Origin of the sequence: Lysinibacillus sp. UBA5994, from assembly GCF_002429725.1 — a bacterium.
Lineage (GTDB): Bacteria > Bacillota > Bacilli > Bacillales_A > Planococcaceae > Lysinibacillus > Lysinibacillus capsici.
Genome location: NZ_DJAU01000056.1, coordinates 27,306 through 52,481, shown reverse-complemented (window position 1 = coordinate 52,481; position 25,176 = coordinate 27,306). Strand labels below are relative to the sequence as shown.

Annotated in this window: 17 protein-coding genes and 1 riboswitch; of the genes, 3 read left to right on the top strand and 14 right to left on the bottom strand. The window is 36.5% G+C overall.

The window, feature by feature from the left end:
• Positions 1–672 precede the first annotated feature (672 nt).
• The gene (locus tag B3D98_RS16505; protein WP_288584378.1) at positions 673–1,149 is read right to left on the bottom strand and encodes a hypothetical protein; all 477 of its coding nucleotides are present in this window, start codon (positions 1,147–1,149) and stop codon (positions 673–675) included.
• A gap of 494 nt (positions 1,150–1,643) precedes the next feature.
• Between B3D98_RS16505 and B3D98_RS16500 the strand changes: the two genes are divergently transcribed.
• Complete coding sequence (locus B3D98_RS16500; protein ID WP_054549154.1) at positions 1,644–4,604, top strand: S-layer homology domain-containing protein; 2,961 nt, start codon at positions 1,644–1,646, stop codon at positions 4,602–4,604.
• An 87-nt stretch (positions 4,605–4,691) separates the two neighbouring features.
• On the opposite strand, the gene B3D98_RS21685 is transcribed toward B3D98_RS16500, so the two are convergent.
• The 3 genes from B3D98_RS21685 to B3D98_RS16490 all read right to left on the bottom strand — a co-directional run bounded on the left by B3D98_RS21685 (position 4,692) and on the right by B3D98_RS16490 (position 8,804).
• Entirely contained in the window at positions 4,692–4,844 is a 153-nt protein-coding gene (locus tag B3D98_RS21685) for an IS3 family transposase (RefSeq protein WP_081010949.1), read from the bottom strand.
• Between the two features lie 409 nt (positions 4,845–5,253).
• Complete coding sequence (locus B3D98_RS16495; protein WP_048392276.1) at positions 5,254–7,824, bottom strand: vitamin B12-dependent ribonucleotide reductase; 2,571 nt, start codon at positions 7,822–7,824, stop codon at positions 5,254–5,256.
• Positions 7,825–8,024: 200 nt separating this feature from the next.
• A complete protein-coding gene (locus B3D98_RS16490) occupies positions 8,025–8,804 on the bottom strand; it encodes a lipoate--protein ligase family protein (RefSeq protein ID WP_081010955.1) in 780 nt (259 codons plus the stop codon).
• Positions 8,805–9,067: 263 nt separating this feature from the next.
• On the opposite strand from B3D98_RS16490, the gene B3D98_RS16485 reads away from it, so the two are divergent.
• Together B3D98_RS16485 and B3D98_RS16480 are read left to right on the top strand one after the other, a co-directional pair.
• Positions 9,068–9,454, top strand: coding sequence for a rhodanese-like domain-containing protein (locus B3D98_RS16485; RefSeq protein ID WP_004231073.1), 387 nt, complete (start codon positions 9,068–9,070; stop codon positions 9,452–9,454).
• Between the two features lie 524 nt (positions 9,455–9,978).
• Positions 9,979–10,055, top strand: a riboswitch (glycine riboswitch).
• 152 nt (positions 10,056–10,207) lie between these two features.
• Positions 10,208–11,545: an amino acid permease gene (locus tag B3D98_RS16480; protein ID WP_066036347.1), complete on the top strand. Its 1,338-nt coding sequence runs from the start codon at positions 10,208–10,210 to the stop codon at positions 11,543–11,545.
• A 34-nt stretch (positions 11,546–11,579) separates the two neighbouring features.
• On the opposite strand, the gene B3D98_RS16475 is transcribed toward B3D98_RS16480, so the two are convergent.
• The 10 genes from B3D98_RS16475 to B3D98_RS16430 form a co-directional block, all read right to left on the bottom strand.
• Positions 11,580–12,545 (bottom strand): glutaminase, encoded by a 966-nt coding sequence (locus B3D98_RS16475; RefSeq protein ID WP_048392274.1) that lies wholly within the window; start codon positions 12,543–12,545, stop codon positions 11,580–11,582.
• Positions 12,546–12,614: 69 nt separating this feature from the next.
• Positions 12,615–14,030 (bottom strand): M20 family metallopeptidase, encoded by a 1,416-nt coding sequence (locus B3D98_RS16470; RefSeq protein ID WP_066036348.1) that lies wholly within the window; start codon positions 14,028–14,030, stop codon positions 12,615–12,617.
• A 19-nt stretch (positions 14,031–14,049) separates the two neighbouring features.
• Positions 14,050–15,270: an MFS transporter gene (locus B3D98_RS16465; RefSeq protein WP_048392272.1), complete on the bottom strand. Its 1,221-nt coding sequence runs from the start codon at positions 15,268–15,270 to the stop codon at positions 14,050–14,052.
• A gap of 300 nt (positions 15,271–15,570) precedes the next feature.
• Positions 15,571–16,872 (bottom strand): hypothetical protein, encoded by a 1,302-nt coding sequence (locus tag B3D98_RS16460; RefSeq protein ID WP_054549149.1) that lies wholly within the window; start codon positions 16,870–16,872, stop codon positions 15,571–15,573.
• A gap of 154 nt (positions 16,873–17,026) precedes the next feature.
• The gene (locus B3D98_RS16455; RefSeq protein ID WP_288584368.1) at positions 17,027–19,876 is read right to left on the bottom strand and encodes a hypothetical protein; all 2,850 of its coding nucleotides are present in this window, start codon (positions 19,874–19,876) and stop codon (positions 17,027–17,029) included.
• A 264-nt stretch (positions 19,877–20,140) separates the two neighbouring features.
• A complete protein-coding gene (locus B3D98_RS16450) occupies positions 20,141–22,495 on the bottom strand; it encodes a sensor histidine kinase (RefSeq protein WP_288584366.1) in 2,355 nt (784 codons plus the stop codon).
• Complete coding sequence (gene comX / locus B3D98_RS16445; protein ID WP_131522431.1) at positions 22,468–22,626, bottom strand: competence pheromone ComX; 159 nt, start codon at positions 22,624–22,626, stop codon at positions 22,468–22,470. Before comX ends, B3D98_RS16450 begins: the two co-directional genes overlap by 28 nt.
• Before the next feature lie 276 nt (positions 22,627–22,902).
• Complete coding sequence (locus B3D98_RS16440; RefSeq protein WP_288584362.1) at positions 22,903–23,286, bottom strand: SMI1/KNR4 family protein; 384 nt, start codon at positions 23,284–23,286, stop codon at positions 22,903–22,905.
• A 29-nt stretch (positions 23,287–23,315) separates the two neighbouring features.
• Positions 23,316–24,263 (bottom strand): ADP-ribosylglycohydrolase family protein, encoded by a 948-nt coding sequence (locus B3D98_RS16435; protein WP_115674079.1) that lies wholly within the window; start codon positions 24,261–24,263, stop codon positions 23,316–23,318.
• 30 nt (positions 24,264–24,293) lie between these two features.
• Positions 24,294–25,061, bottom strand: a complete 768-nt coding sequence (locus B3D98_RS16430) for a macro domain-containing protein (protein ID WP_288584358.1) — start codon at positions 25,059–25,061, stop codon at positions 24,294–24,296.
• Positions 25,062–25,176 lie beyond the last annotated feature (115 nt).

Sequence of the window (25,176 nt, the reverse complement as noted above, 5' to 3'; positions counted from 1 at the left end):
AATGTCTTTACTTTTTTCATAGTAGTGGAGCGATCAAATCGCCCATTATCTATATTCTTAGAGGGTTATTTTCAATGTGGAGATGTGATGCTTGACAACACCACTTCATAAAGAGTAGTGAACACCTTCAATTTACTAAAAAACTTTCTATAAAAAGGTAACACTTTGGTGGGTTGGAGTGGAAGGCTACTTGACTCCCGTGGGATAGAGAGACAGGCGAGCCACTAAACGGAGCGGTAGCGGAGGAAGCGGCTTGGCGGTCGCCCACAGGAAAGCAAGTAGCTTGCAACGGAAATCCATTTCTACCTTTCAATTGACTGTTTTATTTTTCAACACTAAGAAAGCTGCCGTTTTGAAACAAAATGACAGCTTTCGATTGGGTATCTATCCCCTCCAAACTACCGCTATATTAATGGAGGTGGATTTGATAATGGCGAGTAACTATACCTATCCCATTTTCTAACCTCTTCCACTCTATGAATGGGGCTAATCAATTTTGTCTTGCTAACATGTAGATAGTTAAGATTAATTATCCTGAAATAATTCATCTACTTCTTTTGATAAAATTTCTACCTCATCTTCTGAATTTGGAAATAGGGCTTGATTTGCCTTTTCATCTATTGCTTTATGTTTTTGCTTTTTATTATGTGGAGTTCCATCATTCAGAGGTAGCTATACAAAAGCGACACGTATGTATTCCTCGTTCTTTAAGCTTTCAAGGTGATGCAATTCAAGGTCATCCATCGTAATACGACGGATTTTTAGTTTTTTATCATAATCCCCTGCCCAGAACCTCATTAATTCAGCACCTTGCTCTGGTTGTATATGTTCCTTCAAATAACTTAAAAAATCTTCTAAAAATTGAGGACCCCAATTTCCCTGGATGCCGTATACAAAGGATTTTTCATTATAAAGCCCTAAGTCGTAAGGTGGATTATTCCATTCGAATATATTCAAATTTTCAAAAGCTGATTCATCTGCTGCATGTAAAACTCGTGCATCATCATCCATCAAATGCCACGACTGTGTTGGTGTACTCTCTGTAATTGGATATAATTTTTTTAATTCTCTTACTGTTATTTCAGCAATTCCTGTACAATCAACTGTTTGTAAAGCACTGTTCGCCACTAGGACAGAATATAACGTCATATGCTTGTCTCCTTAAGCTTTAATAAATGAAACTCAAAATATTCTAAGCAAATCAATAAACTAACCTGCTCCACATACATTATAGTGGATTTAACATAAATATCCCAAAAAATCATCTCGTTCTACAAATCTAGCTAGATGATAGGCTCTCTCTATTCCCTCAAAAAAAAAAACAAGGAGTAGTCATGATTGTTTTAATAATTGTAAAACTGCTCATTTAAAAACAAAGGGCAAAATTTAGGAGCATGTTTAAAATAACTGATAAAAATCTGATAAATTATTGAATAACACAAAAAGATTACATATTCAAATATAAGTATGGATTAAATGTATTTATTAAAGACTTGTAAAACTCTTCTATCTAAATAGGAAAATTCATTATTTTTTTGAGAGTTATTTGAGAGTTTGTTTATTTATAATAACTTTGTTAATGAATCCTCATTATAAAAAAATATAAAACGAGGCATTATCCTATTCGGAAAGGAGAAAAAGTTATGAAAAAAAGCAAAGAATTATTGATAATGACAATTTGTATGTTATTACTTAGCTTGTTTCCTATAAGTTCTGTAGGAGCAGAAGAATCACAAATTGAAGAGCCGATAGCGCCGGAAGAATCTCAACCTGAAGAGTTGATAGTTCCGGAAAATGTTTCCTATGCGAGACATGAAAAAGTTGGTGATGATATCTTCCTTGGAGGAAAATACATTGAGATGGGGATTTCAAAAGGTGGTTCGTTTGGAACGGAAAGTGCAGCCCCAATAGATTTCCATCCTACTGGACGTCAAAATTTAGGATTTACAGTGGATTCTGATGGGTTTGATAGTGGGGAAGCAATGAACAGTGGCGATTATTTCTTACCAGGAAGCCCATACGAAGGATTTTATGTTGGTTATAAAGAAAGTGATGATAGCACAAAAGTATTTTTAAATGCAAATGCTTTAGGATCTATGGAGATTCTAATGAGCACTAATGAAGATTTATCGACAGAAGATAATTTAGTAGCAAAAACGAGTGGGGTAACGTCTGATGGTGCATTAAAAATAGAACAAACTGTTTCATTTAAAGCAAATGATAAATTCTTTAAAGCTACAGTTAAAATGACGAATATGACAGATAGAGAACTTTTAGATGTACGTTATATGCGTTCTGTAGATCCTGATATTGATGCGGATAAGAATCTTATATTTGATACTATCAATTCGGTTCCATTTAACTATCCGAATGATGCTAAATCTGTTGTATTATCGAAGGGTCCTATTACTGGAAATGCATTGATTTTGATGTCTACAGATTCAAAATCACGCGCATCCATTAATAGTTCCAATCCATTTGATCCAACTGCATTTAATGATGACGGTAAAGTAGCTGAAACAACTTATGATTCATGGATTGGTTTAACTTTTGCTGTTGGTAACATGAAACCTGGTGAAGCTAAAACAGTTGAGTATTTTTATAGTTTAGATAGCAATATTGAACAGACTTTAGAGGATGTTGAAAATAATTCAACACCAACTGTAAGCAATAATGCAACATTAAGAGACTTAACAGTTAATGCTTCAACTGTAGCAGAGTTTGAATCTGAAAGGGAAATATACAACGTAGAATTACCAGCAGGTACTACTACGGTTCCAGGTGTAATGGCGACTGTTGCAGATAAGGATAAAGCGAATGCTGTTGTGACAAATGCAACAAGTTTACCAGGCACAACAACAATTGTTGTCACAGCAGAAGATGGGTTTACAACAAAAACATATAGAATTAATTTTACGGTTAAAAATTTAACACCAACTTTAAGCAATAATGCAACATTAAGTAATCTAACTGTTAACGCCTCAACTGTAGCAGAGTTCGAATCTCAAAAAGAAATATACAATGTCGAATTACCGTCATACACTACTATGGTTCCTAAGGTAATTCCGACTGTCGCAGATAAGGATAAAGCGAGTGCAGTCGTGACGAATGCAACAAGTTTACCAGGTACAACAACAATTGTTGTCACAGCAGAAGATGGATTTACAACAAAAACATATAAAATTAATTTTACGGTTCAAAAATCAAGTAGCAATGGTGATACATGGACGCCAAATTCTATCCCTGCAACAACTAATCCAAGCTCGACAACAACGAAAATCCAAGTAGCATTAGAAATTGATGGTAACCATCCACTTGAAAAAACAACAGTGGAAATTGAACGCACTAAACATGCCAATGGTGAAATGACTGACTTCGTCAACTTCACACCATCGCAAGCATTAGAAACTGTAGAAAAAGCAAAACAAATTGGCAATAACATTGCACGTATCGTCATTCCTGATGTGAATGATGAAGTGGATAAAGTAACAGTAGAAATACCAAAGCAATCTCTACAAACATTACGTGACAATGGTTTATCACTAGAAATTTCAACAGTAAATGGTCATATTGCAATTCCACAAAGCTCAATGGAAGGCCTTGACGATAACTTCTACTTCCGTTTAGTACCAGTAAAGAAAGAAAGCGAGCGTCAAGCGATTGAAGAACGCGCTAAAGTAGAAAAAGTTGTCCGAGAGACACTACAAAGTAACGATTGGGGTGTGGTAGCTCGTCCAATGACAATAGAAACGAATATGCCAAGTCGTCCAGTACAAGTAACACTACCACTAAGAGATGTAAAGGTACCAACAGAAGCAGTAGCACGTCAAAGATTCTTAGAGCAACTAGCCGTCTTTATTGAACACTCAGATGGTGAGAAAAAAGTGGTCTTTCCTGAAGTCGTCACAATGGCAAAGGGTGAGCTTGGTCTACGCTTCACTGTAGATAAGTTCAGTACGTTTACCATTATTCAATTTGAAAAGCCAGAGGTAAGCGAGCATGAAGCTTATATTAAAGGATTCCCAAACGGCACATTTGGTCCTGATAAGAATGTTACACGCGCACAAGTAGCGATCATGATGGCTCGTATTTTAGGCTATACAGAAGGACAAGCATTAAAGAAAGCACCGTTTAAAGATGTAGCCAAAAACCATAGTGCTGCAGGAGCAATTGCCTTTGTAAAAGAACAGGGCATTATGAATGGTGATAACAATGGTAACTTCCATACAAATGCCAACATCACACGTGCTGAAATGGCGGCAGTCGTAGCCAACTATAAACAGCTTTATGTTGAAGAAGGTGTGGCAATTACGTTCAAGGATACTGAAGGCCATTGGGCACAGTGGATTATTGAAGCAAACCGTACTGCAGGCCTCATCAATGGCCTTGAGAATGGAAGCTTTGCACCAAATGTTGCTTTAACACGTGCACAAGTAGTCGTAATGATGAACCGCATGTTTGAACGTGGTCCATTAAACGGTGTGACAAAACCAAGCTTCCCAGATGTCAAAGCAACACATTGGGCATTCAAGGAAATTGAAGAAGCCGCAAACTCTCACTCTTATATAAAAGATACAGTTGGAAAAGAACAGCTTTCAGAATAGAAAAAGCCAAATACAAGAGGCTGAGACAAAAAAGAAAAATGTTAGATCGCTTGTATTGGTAGTGACCCCTTAAAGTTAGAGTTTTATTTATGCAGCTAATTGGCTGGCATAAGTTCGGTATTTTACTGAACTCATGCCGGCCAATTTTTGTTTAATTCGATCATTATTATAGTAATCGATATACTTTTCTATTTTCTTCTTAAACGCTTCGTAGGAGATCAATTCTTCTCTGTAATACATTTAGCCAAAGAAGTTCTCCATGGCCGCATTGTCTGCACACGTTGCTTTACAGACATGCTTAGGAAAATCTTATTTTGCTTGAATGTTATCACCAATGATGTTGATAGTGCCAACCCTGGCTTGAATGAATTGCTGCACAAAATCATTTCATTTAGTTTATTTAATGTATCTAACAACACTTCTTTTTATTGTACTAACATTCCCCTCCAACTCAACAAGAGTCTCCTAATTGAAGTAATTTGCACCTCAAAAAATTCTTCTTGTTATACAGCCAATTATAATTTTAGATGTTCTGTTTGTGTTAGACATGAAAAATACCCCTTTAGATAAAATATCTAAAGAGGTATTTCATTGCCATTATGATTGCAACTTTATTTCAAAGCCACAACAAATTAATTTAAAATATTAATTACAGGCCGCATTTCAACTGTGCGCCACAGTTTGTACATGTATTACAGCCGCCCATTTCTTCGACTGTGCCTTTACGGCATACTGGGCATGTATTCCCAACGTCTGAGCCAATAACAGTTGTTGACTCTAACGCTTGAATCGTATCTACTAATACGACTGGACGTTTTGTATGTTCTTCAACCAATTCCTCTTCAAATGAAAGTTGATCCATATCATTTTCTTCTGCTTTTAGTGTAAGTACTTGTGAATCACGGCTACCGTCAACATAGACCGTACCACCTTTAGCGCCACCTTTATATAGTCGCTCGTACACTTTTTCAACTTGCTGTACTGTATAGCCTTTTGGTGCGTTTACAGTTTTAGAAATAGATGAATCGATCCATTTTTGAATAATACATTGCACATCCGCATGCGCTTCTGGTTTTAGCTCCATTGCTGTAACGAACCATTCTGGAAGCTCTTGCTCATTTACTTCTGGATGACGGTTCAAATATTCTTGGACAATTTCAGCTTTTACTTCAATGAATTTACCTAGACGACCAGAACGATAGTACGTGAAGGAGAAGTATGGCTCAAGACCTGTTGCTACCCCTACCATTGTTCCTGTTGACCCTGTTGGTGCAACCGTTAATAAATGTGAGTTACGGATACCAGTCGCTAAAATTTGCTCTTTGATATGAGCAGGCATTTTTTGCATAAAGCCTGTCTCTGTAAAGGCTTTACGTAAACGAGCTGTTTCTTCGTCTGTAGCACCTACTAAGAATGGGAAGCTACCACGCTCCTTCGCAAGCTCTGTAGACGCCTCATACGCAGTTTCAGCGATTGTTTTAAAGATTTCATCGACTAACGCATTACCTGCTTCTGAACCGTATTCTTTTTCACAGTAAATCAGCAAATCGGCTAAGCCCATAACACCTAATCCGACACGACGTTCACCAAGAGCTTGTACACGGTTTTCTTCTAAGAAGTAAGGTGTCGCATCAATCACATTATCCTGCATACGAACACCAACACGAACTGTTTCACGTAGTGCTTCGTAATCAACTGATTGATTTTCTTTATTCGCAAACTGTGCTAAATTCACAGCAGCTAAGTTACACACAGAATATGGTGCAAGTGGTTGCTCACCACATGGGTTCGTCGCTACAACACTTTGACCGTATGCCTTTGCATTTGTCATGTCATTGGCGTTGTCAATGAAGAAAATACCTGGCTCTGCCGAGTATGTTGCACATACATTAATTAAATTCCATAACTCTTTCGCTTTAATTGTACGGTATGTGCGGACTTTATAGCCCATTTTCTCCCATTCACGAACATCACCAACTTCATGCCATTTCGTGTTGTAAACGCTCATTTCTTCCTTTGTATATTCTTCAACAGCTGGGAAACGAAGCTCGAAGTCAGCATCTTTTTCAACTGCTTCCATAAATTCTTTTGTTAATGTCACAGAAATGTTGGCACCTGTTAAAAACTCTGGGTTATGAACAGTGTACGTGCCACCATCACGTAATTTATTTTCAGCCTCACGAATGATAGCTGTATCAAATCCACCTAAGCCTTCAATGTTTTTATAATTCACGATGCCTTGATACATCGCTTCTTCTTGCATAGAAAGTGGCTTGAAGTTTAATTTTTCTTTGGCTAGACGGATGATTGTTTCATCCGTTGTATTTTCGATCAGGTAACGCAGAATACGTGGATTTTGCATTTTGGAAATAATAAACTCCACAATATCTGGATGCCAATCTGCTAGCATAATCATTTGTGCGCCACGACGTGATCCACCTTGCTCCACAAGATGTGTCAATTTAGCAATATCATCTAACCAGGAAACAGAACCAGATGATTTACCGTTTACACCACGAGCTAATGTGTTGCGTGGACGTAATGTTGAACCATTTGTTCCTACACCGCCACCACGGCTCATAATCTCCATTACTTGCTTACGGTGATCACTGATACCTTCACGAGAGTCAGCGACAAATGGCATCACGTAACAGTTAAAGAAAGTTACATCTGTTTCAGAACCAGCTCCATAAATCACTCGTCCAGCTGGAATGAATTTCAAGGATACTAATTGCTCATAAAATTTTTCAAACCATTCTTGACGTTTTTCTGGTGTTTTTTCAACAGCGGCAAGGCCCGTTGCATTTCGTTTTGCAATTTGTTCATAAAATATCTCAAGAGGCTTTTCTAACACGTCAATTGAACGCGTAATCACACCCGTTTCTTGCTCTTGCGGATCGTCTAATGCGCTACGATAATCCTCTTCAATCAAAATCTCTGCTGTTTTTGTAGACATATCCAATTTTTGAATTGTCCCTAAACCACGTGCAGGAAATTTCGGATCAGCTTTTACCGTTAATACAACAAAGTCGCCGGCTTTCAATGTTTTCTTTTCTGTGTCTTTAAACGAATAGCGATCGATCATGACAAGTCTTGATACACCTTTGTGTGTAATATGCATATCAGATGTTACGGGGTGTACCTGCGGGAATTGTTCAATATCTTTGTTTAACTGTTCAAATTGATTGTTTACTTCGGGTTGATGATTTGTGAGTACCATCGTTTAGCCTCCCTTGTTTTCTTCATTACAAAATAAATACACAATATCTTGTGTCGTTAAACACTACATATTGTGTATATGTCTTTAAAAAAGATACTATATATAGTTTTTTAATTCAACTCTTGCTTTTTTTAATAGATTCAGAACTACTTGTTATGACTAGGATTGAACGTTAAAAAATATTTTTTTCATACCATTTTTTACTTTTTAAAGTTCCACTCATCTGAAGCATATTTTTTTTCTTCTAAAGCTTGCACATATTCTAATTGCTCCTCAGAAAGTGTAAATGGTTTTAATTCAATTTGCAACGATTTTGCAAAGCCATCTCTAAAAGCTGTCACACATTGTTCAACTGTCACTGGCTCTTTTACAAGACTGTTGATGGCAACAGCCTTTTCTGGTAGCTTTCTACGCATACGATTCTTCGCTTCTTCACTGGAGAAATTAAATACGGATAATAATTTCTCTTGATCCAAATCTAATAAAATGGCGCCATGCTGTAAAATGACACCCTTTTGACGTGTTTGAGCACTTCCAGCTATTTTTTTCCCTTCTACGACAAGTTCATACCAACTTGGTGCATCAAAGCAAACAGCACTTTTTGGACTCTTCAGGTCCGCTCTTTTCTCCTCTGTATCAGGTACACTAAAATAGGCATCCATACCTAGGTTATGGAAACCTTGCAAAATTCCCTCACTTAACACACGATATGCCTCTGTCACAGATTCTGGCATATTCGGATAGCTTTCCGTCACAATGACACTATAAGTTAGCTCATGTTCATGTAGGACAGCTCGTCCACCAGTTGGTCGACGTACAAAACCTAAGCCTTGTTCACGCACAGCATCTAAATTAATATCTCTCTTAGCTTGTTGAAAATAACCAATGGATAATGTCGCAGGCTCCCACTCGTAGAAACGAATTACTGGTGGAATTAACCCCTCACTATGCCAATCAAGTAAGGCTTCATCTAGTGCCATATTAAAAGAAGGACTACATTTCCCTGAATTTAAAAAATACCAAGTTGTCATATGCTCATCTCCTACAAATATAAAATGATCCATCAGGCCCCACCTGTGGGTCAACTTTAACGAATATTATACTACAGTTCAACTTGCGAACGATTGCTTGTGTAACGAAAAAAGCGAATTCGCTACAACCTAGTTAATTTTATCAAACTCATTGGACTATCGCTAGCGCATCTTTTATAATAATAGAGAAGATAGAAAGGGGTAAGAAAATCTTGGACATACTTATCACAATCGGTGTCGTTTTAGTAGTCACAATTGCATATATCGGAATTAATGCACTACGACTCAAAAAAGCCGTAACCAACCTAACACAAGAGCAATTCATAGAAGGCTATCGTAAAGCCCAGCTGATCGATGTTCGTGAGCAAAAAGAATTTGATGCTGGTCACATTCTTGGTGCACGAAATGTGCCTTCGACAACACTACGTCAACGTTATAAAGAAATCCGCCCAGATTTACCAGTATATCTATACTGTCAAAATACAGGCCGTAGCTCACGTGCTGCACTATTTCTTAAAAAACGTGGGTACAACCAAATTTACCAACTTCAAGGTGGTTTCAAAACTTGGACAGGTAAAATAAAAGCAAAAAAATATTAATGCTCTCATCAAAAAAAGTCGTCTCAAAGTACTATGAGACGGCTTCTTTTTTAAAAAATTCAGAGTTTCTACTATATTATATCTATTTCAAATGATGCTGTACGAGCTTCATGTCATTAAAATAAAAAAGTAAAGCAACAAAACGCATTATAGTCCCCTTATTTGATACAAAATCTACTTTGAACGAGTTCGCTACTTGAGTCGGATCCTCATAAAATTGAGCGCTTTGATGTCTTTTTGGAGCGGTTTTCACTTATGTTTGAGCACTTCGAAAGCTACGTTGAACAATCTTCCAATAAACCACCTCATATTTAAAAACTCCTTCACGAAACACTTTGTATGACCAAAAATACTATTTTTCGTTAGAGATATGCCAGTTACGAACCCTATTCTTCTATTTTTCTGAAAATAGTTAAAATTTATTGTTGAATAATTTTAGAAGCACTGTTAGGATGTATAATATCTTACAATAATAATTGATTATCAAGTTAATAAGCTATGAATGCTATGGATCAAACTATAGCAGGAGCAGTTCTGGAGAGAGCGCACATTGCGTCGCCGAAGGGTTCACTATCTCAGGCAAAAGGACAGAGGAGTAATACAGCTTTTATAAGCGATGCTACACTATCTCATGTAGACATCTGCGAATAAATGGTATTTGTTATTCTGACGTTTTTCCGAGACTAGTGTCACAACTAGTCTCTTTTTATTTTTCCAGTCATAGTTTTTTATGCATCTTTGAGGGGGATTAACGTGGAACAGCAACAATTAAAACGAGATTTAAAAAATCGCCATGTACAGCTTATTGCCATTGGTGGAACAATTGGGACTGGTTTATTTTTAGGCTCTGGAAAAGCTATTGCCTTAGCAGGGCCTTCGATCATCCTAGCCTACTTAATTGTAGGGACAGCGCTATTTTTTGTGATGCGTGCCTTAGGCGAATTGTTACTATCCAATGCAGGCTACACTTCATTTACGGATTTTGCATCCGAATACATAGGGCCTTGGGCAGGTTATATCACAGGTTGGACATACTGGTTCTGTTGGATTATGACGGCGATGGCAGACATTATTGCGGTGGGGGTATATACACAATATTGGTTTGATATCCCACAATGGGTGCCAGCCATTGGTTGCCTTGTATTGTTATTACTACTAAATCTATTAACTGTTAAGCTTTTTGGTGAGCTAGAATTTTGGTTCGCTATTATTAAAGTTATTACAATTGTAGCACTTATTATTATTGGTCTTATTATGCTAGTAACTGGCTTCCAAACTAGCTCAGGAGCAGTATCAGTTGAAAATCTATGGGCACATGGAGGCATGTTCCCAAATGGTATATACGGCTTTTTAATGGCCTTCCAAATGGTTGTCTTTGCATTTGTTGGTGTGGAATTAGTGGGGGTTTCAGCAGCTGAAACAGCAGATCCTCAAAAAAATATTCCTTCTGCCATTAATAAAATTCCATTTCGCATTTTACTTTTCTATGTAGGGGCATTATTTGTCATTTTATGTATTAACCCATGGTATGAGATGTCTGCTTCAAGCAGCCCCTTTGTCCAAGTGTTTACATTAGCAGGTATCCCGATTGCTGCTGGTATTATAAATTTTGTTGTGCTTACTTCAGCGGCTTCAGCAGGTAACAGTGGGTTATTCTCCACAAGTCGGATGCTCTATAATCTTGGTAACAATAAACAGGCATCTCCAGCATTCGCCAAACTCAACAAAAACAGTGTACCAAGTAATGCACTCGTTATTTCTACTATTGTTGTATCTGCTGGTGCTCTGTTAAGTAAGTTGATGCCAGAGAACGCCTTTAGTGTTGTGACGACGATTAGTGCAATTTGTTTTATCTGGGTGTGGAGCATTATTATCATTTCGCACATTATCTACAAACGAAAAAAACGTGCTTTACATGAAGCTTCAATCTTCAAAGCACCACTGACACCTTTTATCAACTACGTCGTGCTTGCGTTTTTCGCCTTTTTATTAATGGTGATGTTTATTTCTGAGGCTACGCGTACGGCACTGCTGTTAACACCAATTTGGTTTATCGTTTTATTTATTATTTATAAAATGAAAAAAAGATGACTTCAGACTAAGCGCTGAAATCATCTTCCACTTATTAAAAAATAGTCATATCCCATTCTGTTGCTAGCTGTTTCAGCAACTGTACACCTGCCACACTGTTTCCTATTGGATCAATCGCTGGTCCGTAAATTCCGATACCACAGCCAGTAGGAAACGGCGAGTGTAGGCCTGCATGTCCTGGAACAGCCGCAAGAATCGCACCTGATACACCACTTTTGGCAGGGAGACCAATAAATGCCGCAAACTTCCCTGAGGCATTGTACATACCACACGTTACCATCAAAGCCTTCGCTAATTTTGCCACTTGTTTTGGGAATAGCTGTTTCTTTAACAGTGGGTGATAGCCATCATTCGCAATAACTAGGCCAATCATGGCTAAATCTGATACATTGACTTCAATTGCACATTGCTTCAAATAAACCTCAAGCGCCGCCTCTACTGGACAATCTAAAAACCCTGAATCCATTAAGTAATAGGCCAATGCTCGATTACGATTAGCCGTTTGCCACTCTGACTGGAATACTTCTTCATTGATACTCAATTGCTTGCCTATAATTTGTTCTAAAAATTGTAGAATCTTTGTGACCTTCTCTTGTGGAGAATGACCAGCCAACATGGAGGATACCGTAATAGCCCCAGCATTAATCATCGGGTTAAAGGGTTTACCTGGCTGATGACTTTCTAAGCGAATAATTGAGTTAAAGGTATCTCCTGTTGGTTCAACATCTACTCTTTCTAAAACATATGGTAAGCCTCGATCCATACAGGCTAAAATAAAGGTAATAACCTTGGAAACGCTTTGAAGGGTAAATAGTTCTTCGGTATCTCCCGCTTTGATTTCGTGGCCTTCAGTCCCAACAATCGCCACAGCTAATTGATTAGGATCTTTTTTGGCTAAAGCAGGGATATAATTAGCACATTGCCCTTCTTTGGTAGCTGCACGATACTGTGATACCCACTGTGCTAGAAGATGATGCTGATGATTGGGTTGTGTTGACATGTCGCGTTCTCCTTTCAAAATGAGGCAAAAACAGAGCCTTCATAGTTCTCCTATGAAGACTCTATCCTGTTAGCGCTTAGGTGGCTGTGTTCCCTCTGGAATTAAAGATTGATATGTTTCACCATCTAGACGTTCTTGCCATTCCTTTTTCGCTTTTTCAATGTATAGAGGATTATCCAGCAACGCTAAGGCTGTACAAGCCATAATTTTAGCAGCCTGTAGCATTCCTTTATGCGCTATTGGGGTCACTCCCTGAGACACTACCTGCCATGTATGTAATGGTGTCCCTAATGCCATGCATACAGTTGTACACTGTACGGTTGGTACGTTCCAGCTAACATCTCCAACATCTGTAGAGCCACCCATAATAAATTCAGGTAGCATGCCTGGAACATGATCAGCAATCACTTTTCCTTGTAATAGCTTGGCATCTTCTTTACGCAAGCCCACTAATGAAGCTGCTTGTACTTCTGGTGTAAACGTATTGAAAATAGCCTGCGCATACTGTTCATCCTCTATTGTATAGTCTGGCATACCAATTTCAAGTATTTGTTGATACATCACATCATAAAGTGTTTTATTTGTAATAAGATTCGAAGCAGCACCTTCAAACTCGATGTCCACTGACGTCCCTGTCATCATTGTGGCACCCTTTGCAATGTTCTCAACGCGTTGATAAATTTCCTGTACTTGCTGCTTTTTAGGTGCCCTAACTAGATACGTTACCTCTGCATATGGTTGAACTACATTTGGCGAAGTTCCGCCAGAATTAGTAATGGCATAATGCACACGTGCTTCTGGAATGATGTGTTCTCGTAAGTAGTTTACCCCAACATTCATAAGCTCAACAGCATCTAAAGCACTTCGTCCAAGATGTGGTGCAGCTGCGGCATGAGCACTTTTGCCCGTAAACTTAAACGTTGCGGCATAGTTTGCTAGAGAACTACACGTCATCACAGTCGAAAACGTACCTGGATGCCAAGAGATCGCGATATCAACATCATCAAAAAGGCCAGCCTTTGCCATATAAGCTTTACCAGATCCATTCTCCTCTGCAGGGCAACCGTAAAAACGAATTGTTGCTGACTGATGATTTTGCTCTAAATAATCCTTTACAGCAACAGCAGCTGCGAATGCGCCAGTACCTAATAAGTTATGACCACAGCCATGTCCGCTTCCACCATCCACAAGAGGCTCATGTTGTGTCACCCCACCTTTTTGACTCAAGCCTGGAAGCGCATCATATTCACCTAAAAAGGCAATTACAGGCTTGCCAGAACCATAAGTTCCAACAAGCGCTGTTTCAAGACCCGCAACACCGACTTCTGTTTGAAAACCCTCTTTTTCTAGTGCCTGTTTCATATATTCCATCGATTTCTTTTCTTGAAAATGAAGCTCGGGTACAGCCCAAATCGCATCGCTTAATGCTACTGTAGCTTGCTGTTTTGCTTCAATTAACATTGAAATTTTCTCATGATAACTCATATTTGTCCCTCCAATTTCATTATGCTTTTAACAATGTTCCTTTTTGGTCGTTTAGTGTGACAAGCGACACAATACAGATAAGCGCAAAGCCAATTAACATCCAAAAGGCTGCATCAAAGGAGCCATTAAAGGCATCCACCATAAATCCAATTGCCATCGGTGTAACAAACCCTGCTAATTGTCCCCCTGTATTGGCAATTCCCATTGCAGAACCTGTGATAGAAGAAGGTAATTTCTTGAGTACAATAACAGGTAGTAATGTAATGACAAACGCAATAAATATCGAAACGACTGTTTGGTAACCAATAAATAACGTCACTGTTTTGGCAGTAAACATTAAATACAATAAAAGACCAATGACTGCGCAGGAGATGGAGCCTAACACTTTCTCCATACCTTTTGGTAGCTTATCAATGATATAGCCACTACCATATACACCAATTATCGTTGTAATGGCAGGTATTGTTTGCGCCCAACCAATGGACATTAAATCCAAGCCTCGATTTTTTTGAAGATATGTTGGAATCCAAGAAACTAATCCCCAGTTCACTGCATAAATACAAAAATAAGCAATGATTAAATTCCACATTAGGGGTGTTTTCAGTAACTCTTTAAAATTCACTTTGTTCGTAGTATTTTCTGTTCCAGCTGTTGCTGCCTCATCTTTCGGGAGTTGAATGTATTTCCAATATATAAAGGCAATTATTGCCCCAATGGCCCCAATGATAATAAACATCATGCGCCAGCCAATCGTTCCTAATAAATAAGCAGCTAGCAAAGGGACGATGAGTGAAACAATGCCACCAGAAGTAAGCATGATGGACATCGCTCTACCTCTTTCCTCTTTTGGGAAAATCGTAGCAATAATTTTAGAGCTTGATGGCTGAAAACCACCCTCGCCAATGCCAAATAAAAAACGAATCACAATCATCGCTGTTAAAGACCAAGCAATGGCTGTTAGGCCAGTAAAAATAGACCACGTGATAACAGCCATCAATAAAACTCGTTTTGCGCCAAACTTATCGGCAAGCCAGCCACCCGGTATTTGCATAATGGCATAGCCTAAAAAGAAAGCGCTTAAAATAATACCCGTTGAAGATGCATCCAGTTGCAAATCCCCTGTAATCGAAACTACTGCGTAGTTCATAATATAGCGATCTAAATTCCCTAAAGACCAGCCTAAAAATAAAAGTGCAAGGATGACATTTCTAGATTTCTTCGTTATTTCATTTGTTGTCATTCATATCCCTCCCATATATAGAAATCCTCTCTTTATTGCCACGACTATTCTTGAATATGCTTGCCCCCTTGTCCGTAAATCCCCTTTTATATACCGACATTTTCGTTATATATTCGTATAATAATCAAAGTTCAATAAAAAGACAATATTTTTTTGAAAATTTCTAATAGATAATCGTCTTCGTAAATCCATATTATTTACCTAAATAACCGCTAAATTCATTAATTTATCAGTATTTAAGGCTTCAAAAAGCATAAAAAAATGTCCCACACCATTTATTGGTTTGGGACATTTTTGTTTTTAGACAAGTTGATACATTTTAATAGGTCTGCCTCGAGTATGCTGTAATTCTTCCCCACAAATTCTCGCTAAATCTACATTACATAAATCTGCTACGATTCGTTGGGCATTTCTCTCGCTCATTTGCAGTTGTGTCGCTAAATCCTTTGTCGTAAAATGCTTCCAATGCATTTTTTGTACAAGTGCATGGATTTTCATATAGGTTTTAATACTAATATTCCCTTTTTTTAGTTTTTCTAAGATATAAGGGTCTTCTGCTCGGTAGGAATAGGATAGCTCTTCTACATTCCCTACCGATTCAATAATGGTGCCATCATCCTGTATCATCACGATGTCAATAGCCTCGTTTTCCTTCGTCTGTCTTAGTCCTCGGTGAGCATGTAACTCAGCATTGAACACTGTTTGAGCAAAGCCAATGCCTGCTGTCACCTTCGTCTCCATTTCAATCGACAACTGATACATTTTTTCCTGTAAAAATCGTATTTGCCCTTCAATCGCACCTCTTGTACTAAAGATCGTATATTTACCATTCCCCTCTTCAATAAGAGAGCCATCAATCTGTTCACAGAGCTGTAGTAGATTTTCCTTCGTACGCAATTCTAAATATTGAATACGATAGCCTTGCTTCATGCGCTCTTTTAATGAATCGAAGTCCTTAATTTCAAGCATGACTGCACCAATTTGTGTCTCTTTATAGTAGGACGTTTTGATCTTCTCTGTAAAAAGCTGAACTGTATGATAAATTTCTGTTTTTGTCGGGGAAACCCAATAAGATGGAACGCCTCGTTTCTTCAGCTCTTCATCAACAGAGGGATAACAAGTAATCGCAAAATCAATTTTGCCCGCCTGCCAAAGACTATAGTGGAAATCAAATAGCTCTTGTGGATCAATAGCGACATCAAATTCCTTTAAATACATATGATGGACATTATGCTGAATCTCTGCAAGACTTTCTGAAGCCATTTGAGAAGGCGAAGGAATAATATCGATACTAACATTTTCTATAAACTTTTTTTGCTGATAGGATTGCTCTAAAAAACCCCGATAAATAGCCGCTTCGGAAAAAATAATATGGGTCAATTTATCTTTGGATACATTCGTTTGACTGGCAAGCTTATAAGGGATGTAACCAGAAAACAACCAGAAATCGACAGCCTGATTATGTGTCTCCACAAGATGCTTTGTTTCTGTCGCCACTTCATATATATACGGAATAAATTCCATATCCTGTTCGATTTCTCGTGCTAAGGCAATAATTCTTTCAACGGATTGAATGGGACCAACAACACCTATTTTATACATCTTTTTGTTCCTACCTTCTTTGTGAAACTACAATCTTTATGTAAAAAATTTCTTCCTTTGTTGTACATAGTATAGCGGACAATCAAATTACTAGACAAATCTTATGTATAAAGAAAAGCCTCGAAAACTGTTCGAGGCCATCTGGAAGTAACAATTATTGCTCGGTTGGATACATGTTTGTATAGAGTAACTCTAATCTTTTAGAGAGCTTTCCATAGGCTGTTTGCCATGCTTTACGTGCAGCATCATTACTGCTCCCTGCTGGTTCGTATATAGCATGCACCTCTTCAACCTTCTTCAAATCACCCTCTGCTTGCGTGAGCTTCGAATAATTTTTAACAACCTTCTTATCAGCATCACTCAGAGCATCATAGGCTTTACGGATTTCACTTACTTTCTCCTGTAAACCATTGATATATTCACCTTTTACAAGAAGTGAATTGATGGATTCAATTAATGACAATGCATTTTCATTCGTTTGTTGTTGTCCTTTTTGCTTATCAATGATCAATTGTCTAGTTCCTGCATCAATCAGGCTCACTTGTTTAGATGTAAGCTTTTCATATGCCTTGATCACAGTGCTTGGATTTGAAGCAAAGGATTTCTCATAGGTCTTCATAAAGCTTTCCACTTTTTTCACGTCTGCAAGCGCAGTTTTTAAAATATCATAGTTCGTAATCAGTTTTTTCTCACTTGAACTAAGGCTACTATATTGTGTAGAAAGATTTTTAATACGTTCAATCGTTACGACATAGAGATTATTGGAAACAATTGTGGCAATATCATTATTTAGCTGTGTAATTTTCGATGCATTTTCATCTATATTTTGATTTTTTAATAAAGCTTCATATTGTTCTTTTGCTAAATGCTGCTGATTCGCAGGTAATTTCGCATAAGCTTTTTGCACTGTTTCAACTTTTTTAGCCTTTTTCGCAGCATCTGTTTCTTCTCTAGCAGTCTGTATTTTTTTATAGAATGATTTTACTCCTGTAATATCCTTATTTGCTGCTGTTAATAAATAATAATTTGTCACGTATTTTCTTGCAGCTGAAGACAATTTTTTATAGGATTCAGAAGCTGTATTAACAGCGGTTTCTAATTGATTGAATGAATATTTCGTAACATCCGCAAATTTGGCTATATCCGCCTTTAACGCCTCTGCTGCTGCTTTATCAGTAGGCACTTTACCATTGCCATCAACTGAAATCTTTGGCGTGTTTAGTAAAAATTCTTCAGCATTATATACAAGTGATTGCTGTAAATTTGTAAGATTATTATAAGCTTTTAAAGTACCTGTATAGCTTGAATTAAGTTTACTTTCCGTTACACCAGTTGTTGCAGATAATTTTTGATAGGCATCCATATCTTTAATTACTTTTTCAGCTGCTTTTAAATCTTTCTGTAAAGTAACAAGACTATCGTAACCAATAATTTGTGCTGCGGAGGCTTTTGTTAAGCTCTTATATTCCTTGATCATTTGATTAACATTATTGACATGACTTTGCCATGAACCAGCAGACGGATTGAACGGATAAACATCATCACTAATATAGCTATCTATGACATTATTTAAATTTATAATTTGGCTTTCTTCTGCACGTTCTGCTGTAGTCAAACGCTGCACATACACATCTGGCACTAATTTTAATTGTTTATACGTTAATTTTTCATAGGCTGTACGTATTGATTTAGCAGTCGTCACTTGTTTATTAGGCGTACTATTTGTAGCTAATTTATCAAATGATTTAATGAATTGCTCGACCTTTTTAATATCCGATTTAGCCTCAGACAAAATTGCTTGGTTTTGAACAGCGGCTCGGTAGCTTTGTGATAATTTCTCAATATCTGCTTCGATTGTCTTTACGCTCGCTTGTAAGGAATCAACATCCGAAGCTACATATTTCACAAGTGAATTTTCATAAGATAATAAATTAATAATAGCTTGATTGAGTTTTCTGACTTCTTTTATCTCTTCAAGATCATTTGGCTCGTTTAATAGATTTTTAATGCTCGTATATAGGGTCTCATCTACATCTAAGCTACGCTGTAACAGATCTAGCTTATTATAAGCCTCTTCTAGTTCCTTTATTTCTTTTTCATTACTAGTCTCTATTTTACTCCATTTTTCATTTAACTTAGTTATTAATTCAACATCAGCAAGTGCTCGCTTTAAGACATCATAATTAGACACATTACCTTTAGCTGCCGCTGATAAGGATTGATAGTTTTTTTCTAGTTCCGCAACTTTAGCACTAAATTCTGCTAAACTTGATACATTGTATTTATTATCATTGACCAGTAAAGCTTTAATCTCTTTCGTTAAAGTATCAGTGGGTTGTTTAGAGACTGTGATGGTATCAGATAGTTTAGATTCCGCAAAAGAAAGACCCACTTTTGCTTTGACAGTGACAGCAATATTTTTAATATCCTTTTCAATGGCATCCTTCGGAATCGTATATGTACTACCTGCAGCTCCCTCTATGATAGTAAAGGAGTTATCGCCTAATTTATAAAACCATTGATAACTATATGTAATTTGATCACTTTGCAATTTTGCACCATTCTTATCAGTTACAGTAATACCAGCTACTTTCACTGTTTCTCCAGGTGCTACAAAACCAGCGGATTGACCTTCTAACGTTGGAATGGTGATATCGAGCTCTAATGGCTGAATAGTGCGCGGTGCACTTTTAAATTTTTTACCGTCTGTCGTAGTTGCTTCCACAAAAATGCTTTTTCCAGCTGCTTCAACAGGCACTTTTAAGGAAATAGATGTTGCTCCCGAGATGGGCTTATTTGTTGAACCCTCTTCACCAGTAATTTCCTCTAGATAATACCATTGATAGGCATTGACGATTGAATCATTTGGTAATTTTTCTACTTTTAATGTTGCATTGACAATATTTTCTCCAGTGACTGAAACTGTTTCGGCCGCACCTGCTACAGTGGGAACGATAAGTGCAACAGGAATAGCTGCTGCTGTTAAAAATAATTTTTTATTCAAATCTATTGACCTCCTCAATCCTTCTCCTGAATTATATCGGTCATATGGCCATAATTTCCTTGAATATTAGGTAAATACTCTAAAAAGTGTATTTTTTCCTGATTTACTATTTAACAAATAATATTTTTTTGATAACGTTTTATCATTTTTGATTATAAATAAATACTTTTCAAACAAAAGCCTTCTAACCCACATTCGTAGCCTCTACGAAGAGATTAAAAGGTATTAAAAAAATATATGCACTTATGCTTCCGCTTCATCTGGTTATCCTCGTATCATATAAGTTGGTCGGGTCAGGGTCTTATAGGTATAGGGATTCGTATGTTGGGTTTCACTTACTTGGATACGAATCGTCATCCCTTCTCCTACTTTGCTATCTAATGCGAATTTCCCATTAAAAGCTTGAACGCGCTCCTGCATGCCTTGTATGCCCATAGAATCGGCAAGTAGAATATCATCTATATTACAACCAACACCATCATCGCTATACAAAATTTGGAATCCCTCTTCGGTGCCCAATAAATGTATTTCAACTGTATTAGCATAGGAATGTTTTAACGCATTGTTTAATAATTCTTGGAACAGTCGATAAATCATTAAATTTAAACGCTCATCCTCTAAATAGAGGCGGTCAATCGTATATATCAAAACAAAATTAGCCCGTTTATGAATTTTCTGTATTAGTTTTTCAAGGGCTGCATTTAAGCCCAATGTATCTAATAGAGGTGGCTTTAAGTTTTCGCAATAGCCCCTCAAATCATTCAGAGAGATAATCATATGTTCATGAAGCTTTATAAGTTTAGATGGGATCTCCTCTTTTTCTTTGGTATGCATGAGGACATCCATTTCCCTTGCAATGTGCAGTTGTTCTTGTAAAATCGTATCATGAAGTTCCTGTGCTAACTGATATTTTTCTTCCTCGAACCTTAGCCAGAGTAATTTATTGAGCCATGGTAGCTGTCGATTATCAGCTTCTTTCATATGCTTTAACTGATTTAAAAGCTCCTCAACCATTTTTGTGTTTTCGATAAAATTATTTAAATAGAGCAGCAATAATTCTAGCCAGAGCAGTTCCTCGTCCTTGAGATAAATCGTTTTATTATGATCCACAACAAGGATTCGTTTATAGTTCACATCCTGATGAATAAAGGCGATATAGAAATGATCTGTCTTTTTAATATCTCCCAAGCCTAATCGTTCGACTAGTACCTCATCTATTTGATGCTGCGTGTATTCTTTGGATTTATTTGTTAAGGTAACTTGATGTGTTTGAAAATCATATGTGAGCACATACACACTTTCCATTTCAAGCTGAACCACAACCTCCTGTACAAATTTCTCCAATAAGTCCTCAATTTTCACCACTCTACCAATACTCTCAACGGTCGTATACAAGCGGTGGATGTAGTCGCCTTTTGTAGAAAATAAAATTTTCCGCTTACGATAATCAATCCGCTCTTTAATATAGAACAACGCCATTAACGATAGAAAGGCAAAAAAGAAAATCTCTGTCATGCGCGAAACTGATAAATCTGCAAATAAATATAAACCGATTAACAGCCATATCGTAAAGCCAAATGAGAAATTAAAATAATAACGCAATCGAGAAATGAAATACTCCATATCAAAAATACGTTCAGTGAGTTGTGTAAAAATGAAGCTGAATGGAATTAGTAAAAGAAATAATGAACAAATATCAGCAGAAAGTAGTTGTTCATTGACAAAAATTTGAGGTAAAGCATATAAAAATAAAAAAGGCAGAAATGGGATAATTATACTCATTAATAAAAGCTTTAGATGGGAAGATTTATACTTAAAAAAACCTACAATTAAAATTCCAAGATTCAATAGTATTAATAGAAAAAATAGCCATAGTATCAATTCAGATAATATCGGATTAATTGATGGATAAAAAATACTAAAAACACTCATTGCAACAGCCAAAAAAGGTAAAACAAAGAAATTTCTTATATTTTTTAAGAATAACCACTTTATATCTAAAAACAAAAAATATTCTTTTAAAAAGAGCAATAAAATGACTAAACACAGAAGTAAACTACTACGATTAATAATCATACCTATATTATCTAAACGTCCTGAAGCACCAATACTTACATAGGCTAAAGAAACACTTAGAATAAATAATATAAGTAAATTAGTAAGTTTTTGGTTAATTCTTTTAGAATATAAGTATATTGTAATGAATAATGTTAGAAAATAATAACAAGCTGGTATTATCAATAAATAGTAAAATTGTTGAGGAATATCTAGATTTTTTATCTGTATAGAGACTATCCTTCCATCCGACTTTTGAATTGTAATTTCTTTCGCTGCTCTTATGGCAGAATCAAAGGATATATAAGATAAATTACTTATTTTAACATTATCAACGTATAAAACAATATCTCCAGGAACAATTTTATGCTTAGACGCCCAATTTTTATAGTAAGAATCCGTTATTGTCCAATTATCATTTATTTTTTCTAATTCTATATTTAAAAAGGGCGTGCTATAAGTAATATAAAGTAAATAAATACCTGAAATTAAATAGAATCCTATAGCAAGCCCAAACCATTTATTTTTTAAATATTTTAGTACCAAACGCGATTTTCTAAACATACATCTTCATCAAACGAATCCAATATTGCCTTTTGTTCTAATGCTGTTACACCAATGAGAGAAGCTTTTTTTTCTTTTAACAATGTCACTAACGTCGGATTTTGCTCTAAATACTGAATCATGTTAATCATTAAAATCGCCTCATTTCTTCATTTTTTTAGTTTATAGTCACTATTTTTTGCCAATAATTCCTCTTAATAAGGAATTATTAACCATTTATGTAACTATATTTTCATTATACTACCTCTCTCCAATAATTCAACATAATTTTCTAAAAAATTCAAAAAATAATAGATTACGTAATAATTTTGCTTTATTTTCAATTATTTTTCTCCAATAATAGACATAAAAACAAATGAAAAGCTCCTTCCTTCTAGTAGGAAGAAGCTTTTCATTTTTCTCTTTTGCTAATACTGACACCCTTCTTGTAGCCACTTGTAGAAATCACAAGTAATCAATGTTGCATGCTTTGGGTTCATATCACCACTATCTACTGCTAAAACACGATAATCCTCTGCCTTTATGTCCATTAAAAAGACCATTCCTCCACTATCATCACCAATTGCAATATAGCCTTTTGCATATTCTTCCACTTCCCAAGTCTGGTTTCTTTCTATTACTTCCTCTGTACCATAAATGAACACGCCATTCGTAAACGATAAACCGTTACTTTCCTTTAATACAAGTGTATACGCACTCGGAAGTTGGCAATTCAGCCTATGTTCTATGTGTACAATTTGGTGAACTGTTGCTGGTGGATTAGCTGTATAGCTATTATGTATAGGTAACATGTCGTCACCGTCCTTTCCAATAAACTTTTTTACGTCTGCGCTGCACAAAATTCATAAAACGCCAGGATTAAGGCATCAACCTTTTGTTTACTGACAATTTTACCTAACCATTCTTCTGGAATATTGTCCAACTGTTTATACATTCCCGCGATCGATCCTGTAATTGCTGCAACGGTGTCCGTATCTTCTCCTAAATTAACTGCCATCAGAATCGCTTCTTTAAATGTTGTAGAATTACCTACACACCAAATAGCCGCTTCTAACGAATGAACAATATAGCCACTGGATTGAATCTCGTCTTCAGGCGTATTTAAAAAGTTTTCATGAAAAATCCTTGCATAAGCATTTAACTCTGCTTTCATTTCATTTTGTAAATTATTTTGGAGTAGTTCAAAGACCTCTTTTAAGGCCACTTCTAGTGAATTATTTCGGTATAAGCTTAATAATAGTTCAATGTAAATGATGGACCCTACTATGGAACGCGGATGACCATGAGTAATCTCTGTATACTGATGAACTAATTCTTTTCTTTTAGTAAAATCTACCTCATGCATGACAACGAATACTAAAGGAGCAATTCTCATTAACGTACCATTGCCATTATCAAACTCGCCCGTTTTACCACATTTTGCTGGCGGAACACCTTTTTTATAGTTCGAAACGGCTTCAGCTGTAGTAATTCCAATATCAAACATTTCGCCAAATGGTGTGAGATAGCCCTGCTCCATGTATTGTACAAATTTATTCATTAATGTTTTGGTATCCCCATTTTCAATAATGTTCTCGACCAGGCAGAGTGTTAAAGAAGTATCATCAGACCAAGTACCAGGTGGCTGATTGTAAGTACCGTACCCCATCACATCTTGCACATGGAAAGTCCCTCTTTGTTTAAACTCAACAGGTACGCCCATTAGATCACCGATAATCCCACCGTATAAAGTGTCAAACACCCGCTCCCTCAATTTTGTATCTACCATAGATGCCACCCCTAGCTTTAATTTAATTTATCACAATTCAAAAACAGTACATTTAATTTTATAATAAATCAATTCCTCATTTATTATTTTTTCGATCTCTCTCCAATCTCCTCCAGCTAAACCTGAACCAATTTTAGGCATCTGTATCGATAATCTATTTTTTAATGCAAACCTAGCAACTTTTCTTAAACATAAACGAAGCACATCATAATCAATATAGGTTGTACGATCTTTATCATTTTTCCTCACACCATGCTGTGCAAGCATATTGGCAACAAAAGTAGCTTTCTGCTGGTCTACACATACAAACTGAACCTCTCCTAACCCAAAAGTTTCTTTATCCTTCGACCATTTTACATAATCATTTTTAGCAATAGGGAATTGCTTTGATAAAGATAAAACAAAGCCTTTTCCCCATTTTCCTAAAATATTGACTACATGAATAATGAGTGTATGTTCTTCTAAAGGAAGAGATGCATCGCCCTTTAAGTAGTTTATTGGAGATTTGTTAGCTACAATTCCCTCCTGCCATTTGTTCTCAAAATCTAATCTTGTAATAGGTACACTATCGCTTACATCTAAACTATCGATATGTCCGTCATACAATAAAAATCCAATATCTTCGTTCCAATCGTGCAATGATGAAGAACAGTACATATCATTTTTTATTATATTGATCTGCCTAGTTGCAACGCCATCATCAAATTCTGAATATAATTGACCATAACCTTTTAAAAATTCAATATTATCACATTTATAGTATAATAGACTATTACCAAACTTGATATCTTCTTCCATCACTTTCCCCCCTTAATAGAACCAACCTAACCCTATCATATTTTTGTGCTTAATAAGGTGCAAAGATTTTATTAATTATACTTTCGATTGTAGATAGTTAGGCACTAACTCTAAG

What these genes read in the sequence shown, in the direction of transcription:
- B3D98_RS16460 (WP_054549149.1), bottom strand. Translation starts at nt 16,872, where the DNA reads ATGTATAAAATAGGTGTTGTTGGTCCCATTCAATCCGTTGAAAGAATT.
- B3D98_RS16465 (WP_048392272.1), bottom strand. Translation starts at nt 15,270, where the DNA reads ATGACAACAAATGAAATAACGAAGAAATCTAGAAATGTCATCCTTGCA.
- comX (WP_131522431.1), bottom strand. Translation starts at nt 22,626, where the DNA reads ATGATTAACATGATTCAGTATTTAGAGCAAAATCCGACGTTAGTGACA.
- B3D98_RS16450 (WP_288584366.1), bottom strand. Translation starts at nt 22,495, where the DNA reads ATGTTTAGAAAATCGCGTTTGGTACTAAAATATTTAAAAAATAAATGG.
- B3D98_RS16495 (WP_048392276.1), bottom strand. Translation starts at nt 7,824, where the DNA reads ATGGTACTCACAAATCATCAACCCGAAGTAAACAATCAATTTGAACAG.
- B3D98_RS16475 (WP_048392274.1), bottom strand. Translation starts at nt 12,545, where the DNA reads ATGTCAACACAACCCAATCATCAGCATCATCTTCTAGCACAGTGGGTA.
- B3D98_RS16500 (WP_054549154.1), top strand. Translation starts at nt 1,644, where the DNA reads ATGAAAAAAAGCAAAGAATTATTGATAATGACAATTTGTATGTTATTA.
- B3D98_RS16440 (WP_288584362.1), bottom strand. Translation starts at nt 23,286, where the DNA reads ATGTTACCTATACATAATAGCTATACAGCTAATCCACCAGCAACAGTT.
- B3D98_RS16490 (WP_081010955.1), bottom strand. Translation starts at nt 8,804, where the DNA reads ATGGCACTAGATGAAGCCTTACTTGATTGGCATAGTGAGGGGTTAATT.
- B3D98_RS16505 (WP_288584378.1), bottom strand. Translation starts at nt 1,149, where the DNA reads ATGACGTTATATTCTGTCCTAGTGGCGAACAGTGCTTTACAAACAGTT.
- B3D98_RS16435 (WP_115674079.1), bottom strand. Translation starts at nt 24,263, where the DNA reads ATGGTAGATACAAAATTGAGGGAGCGGGTGTTTGACACTTTATACGGT.
- B3D98_RS16470 (WP_066036348.1), bottom strand. Translation starts at nt 14,030, where the DNA reads ATGAGTTATCATGAGAAAATTTCAATGTTAATTGAAGCAAAACAGCAA.
- B3D98_RS16430 (WP_288584358.1), bottom strand. Translation starts at nt 25,061, where the DNA reads ATGGAAGAAGATATCAAGTTTGGTAATAGTCTATTATACTATAAATGT.
- B3D98_RS21685 (WP_081010949.1), bottom strand. Translation starts at nt 4,844, where the DNA reads ATGTATTACAGAGAAGAATTGATCTCCTACGAAGCGTTTAAGAAGAAA.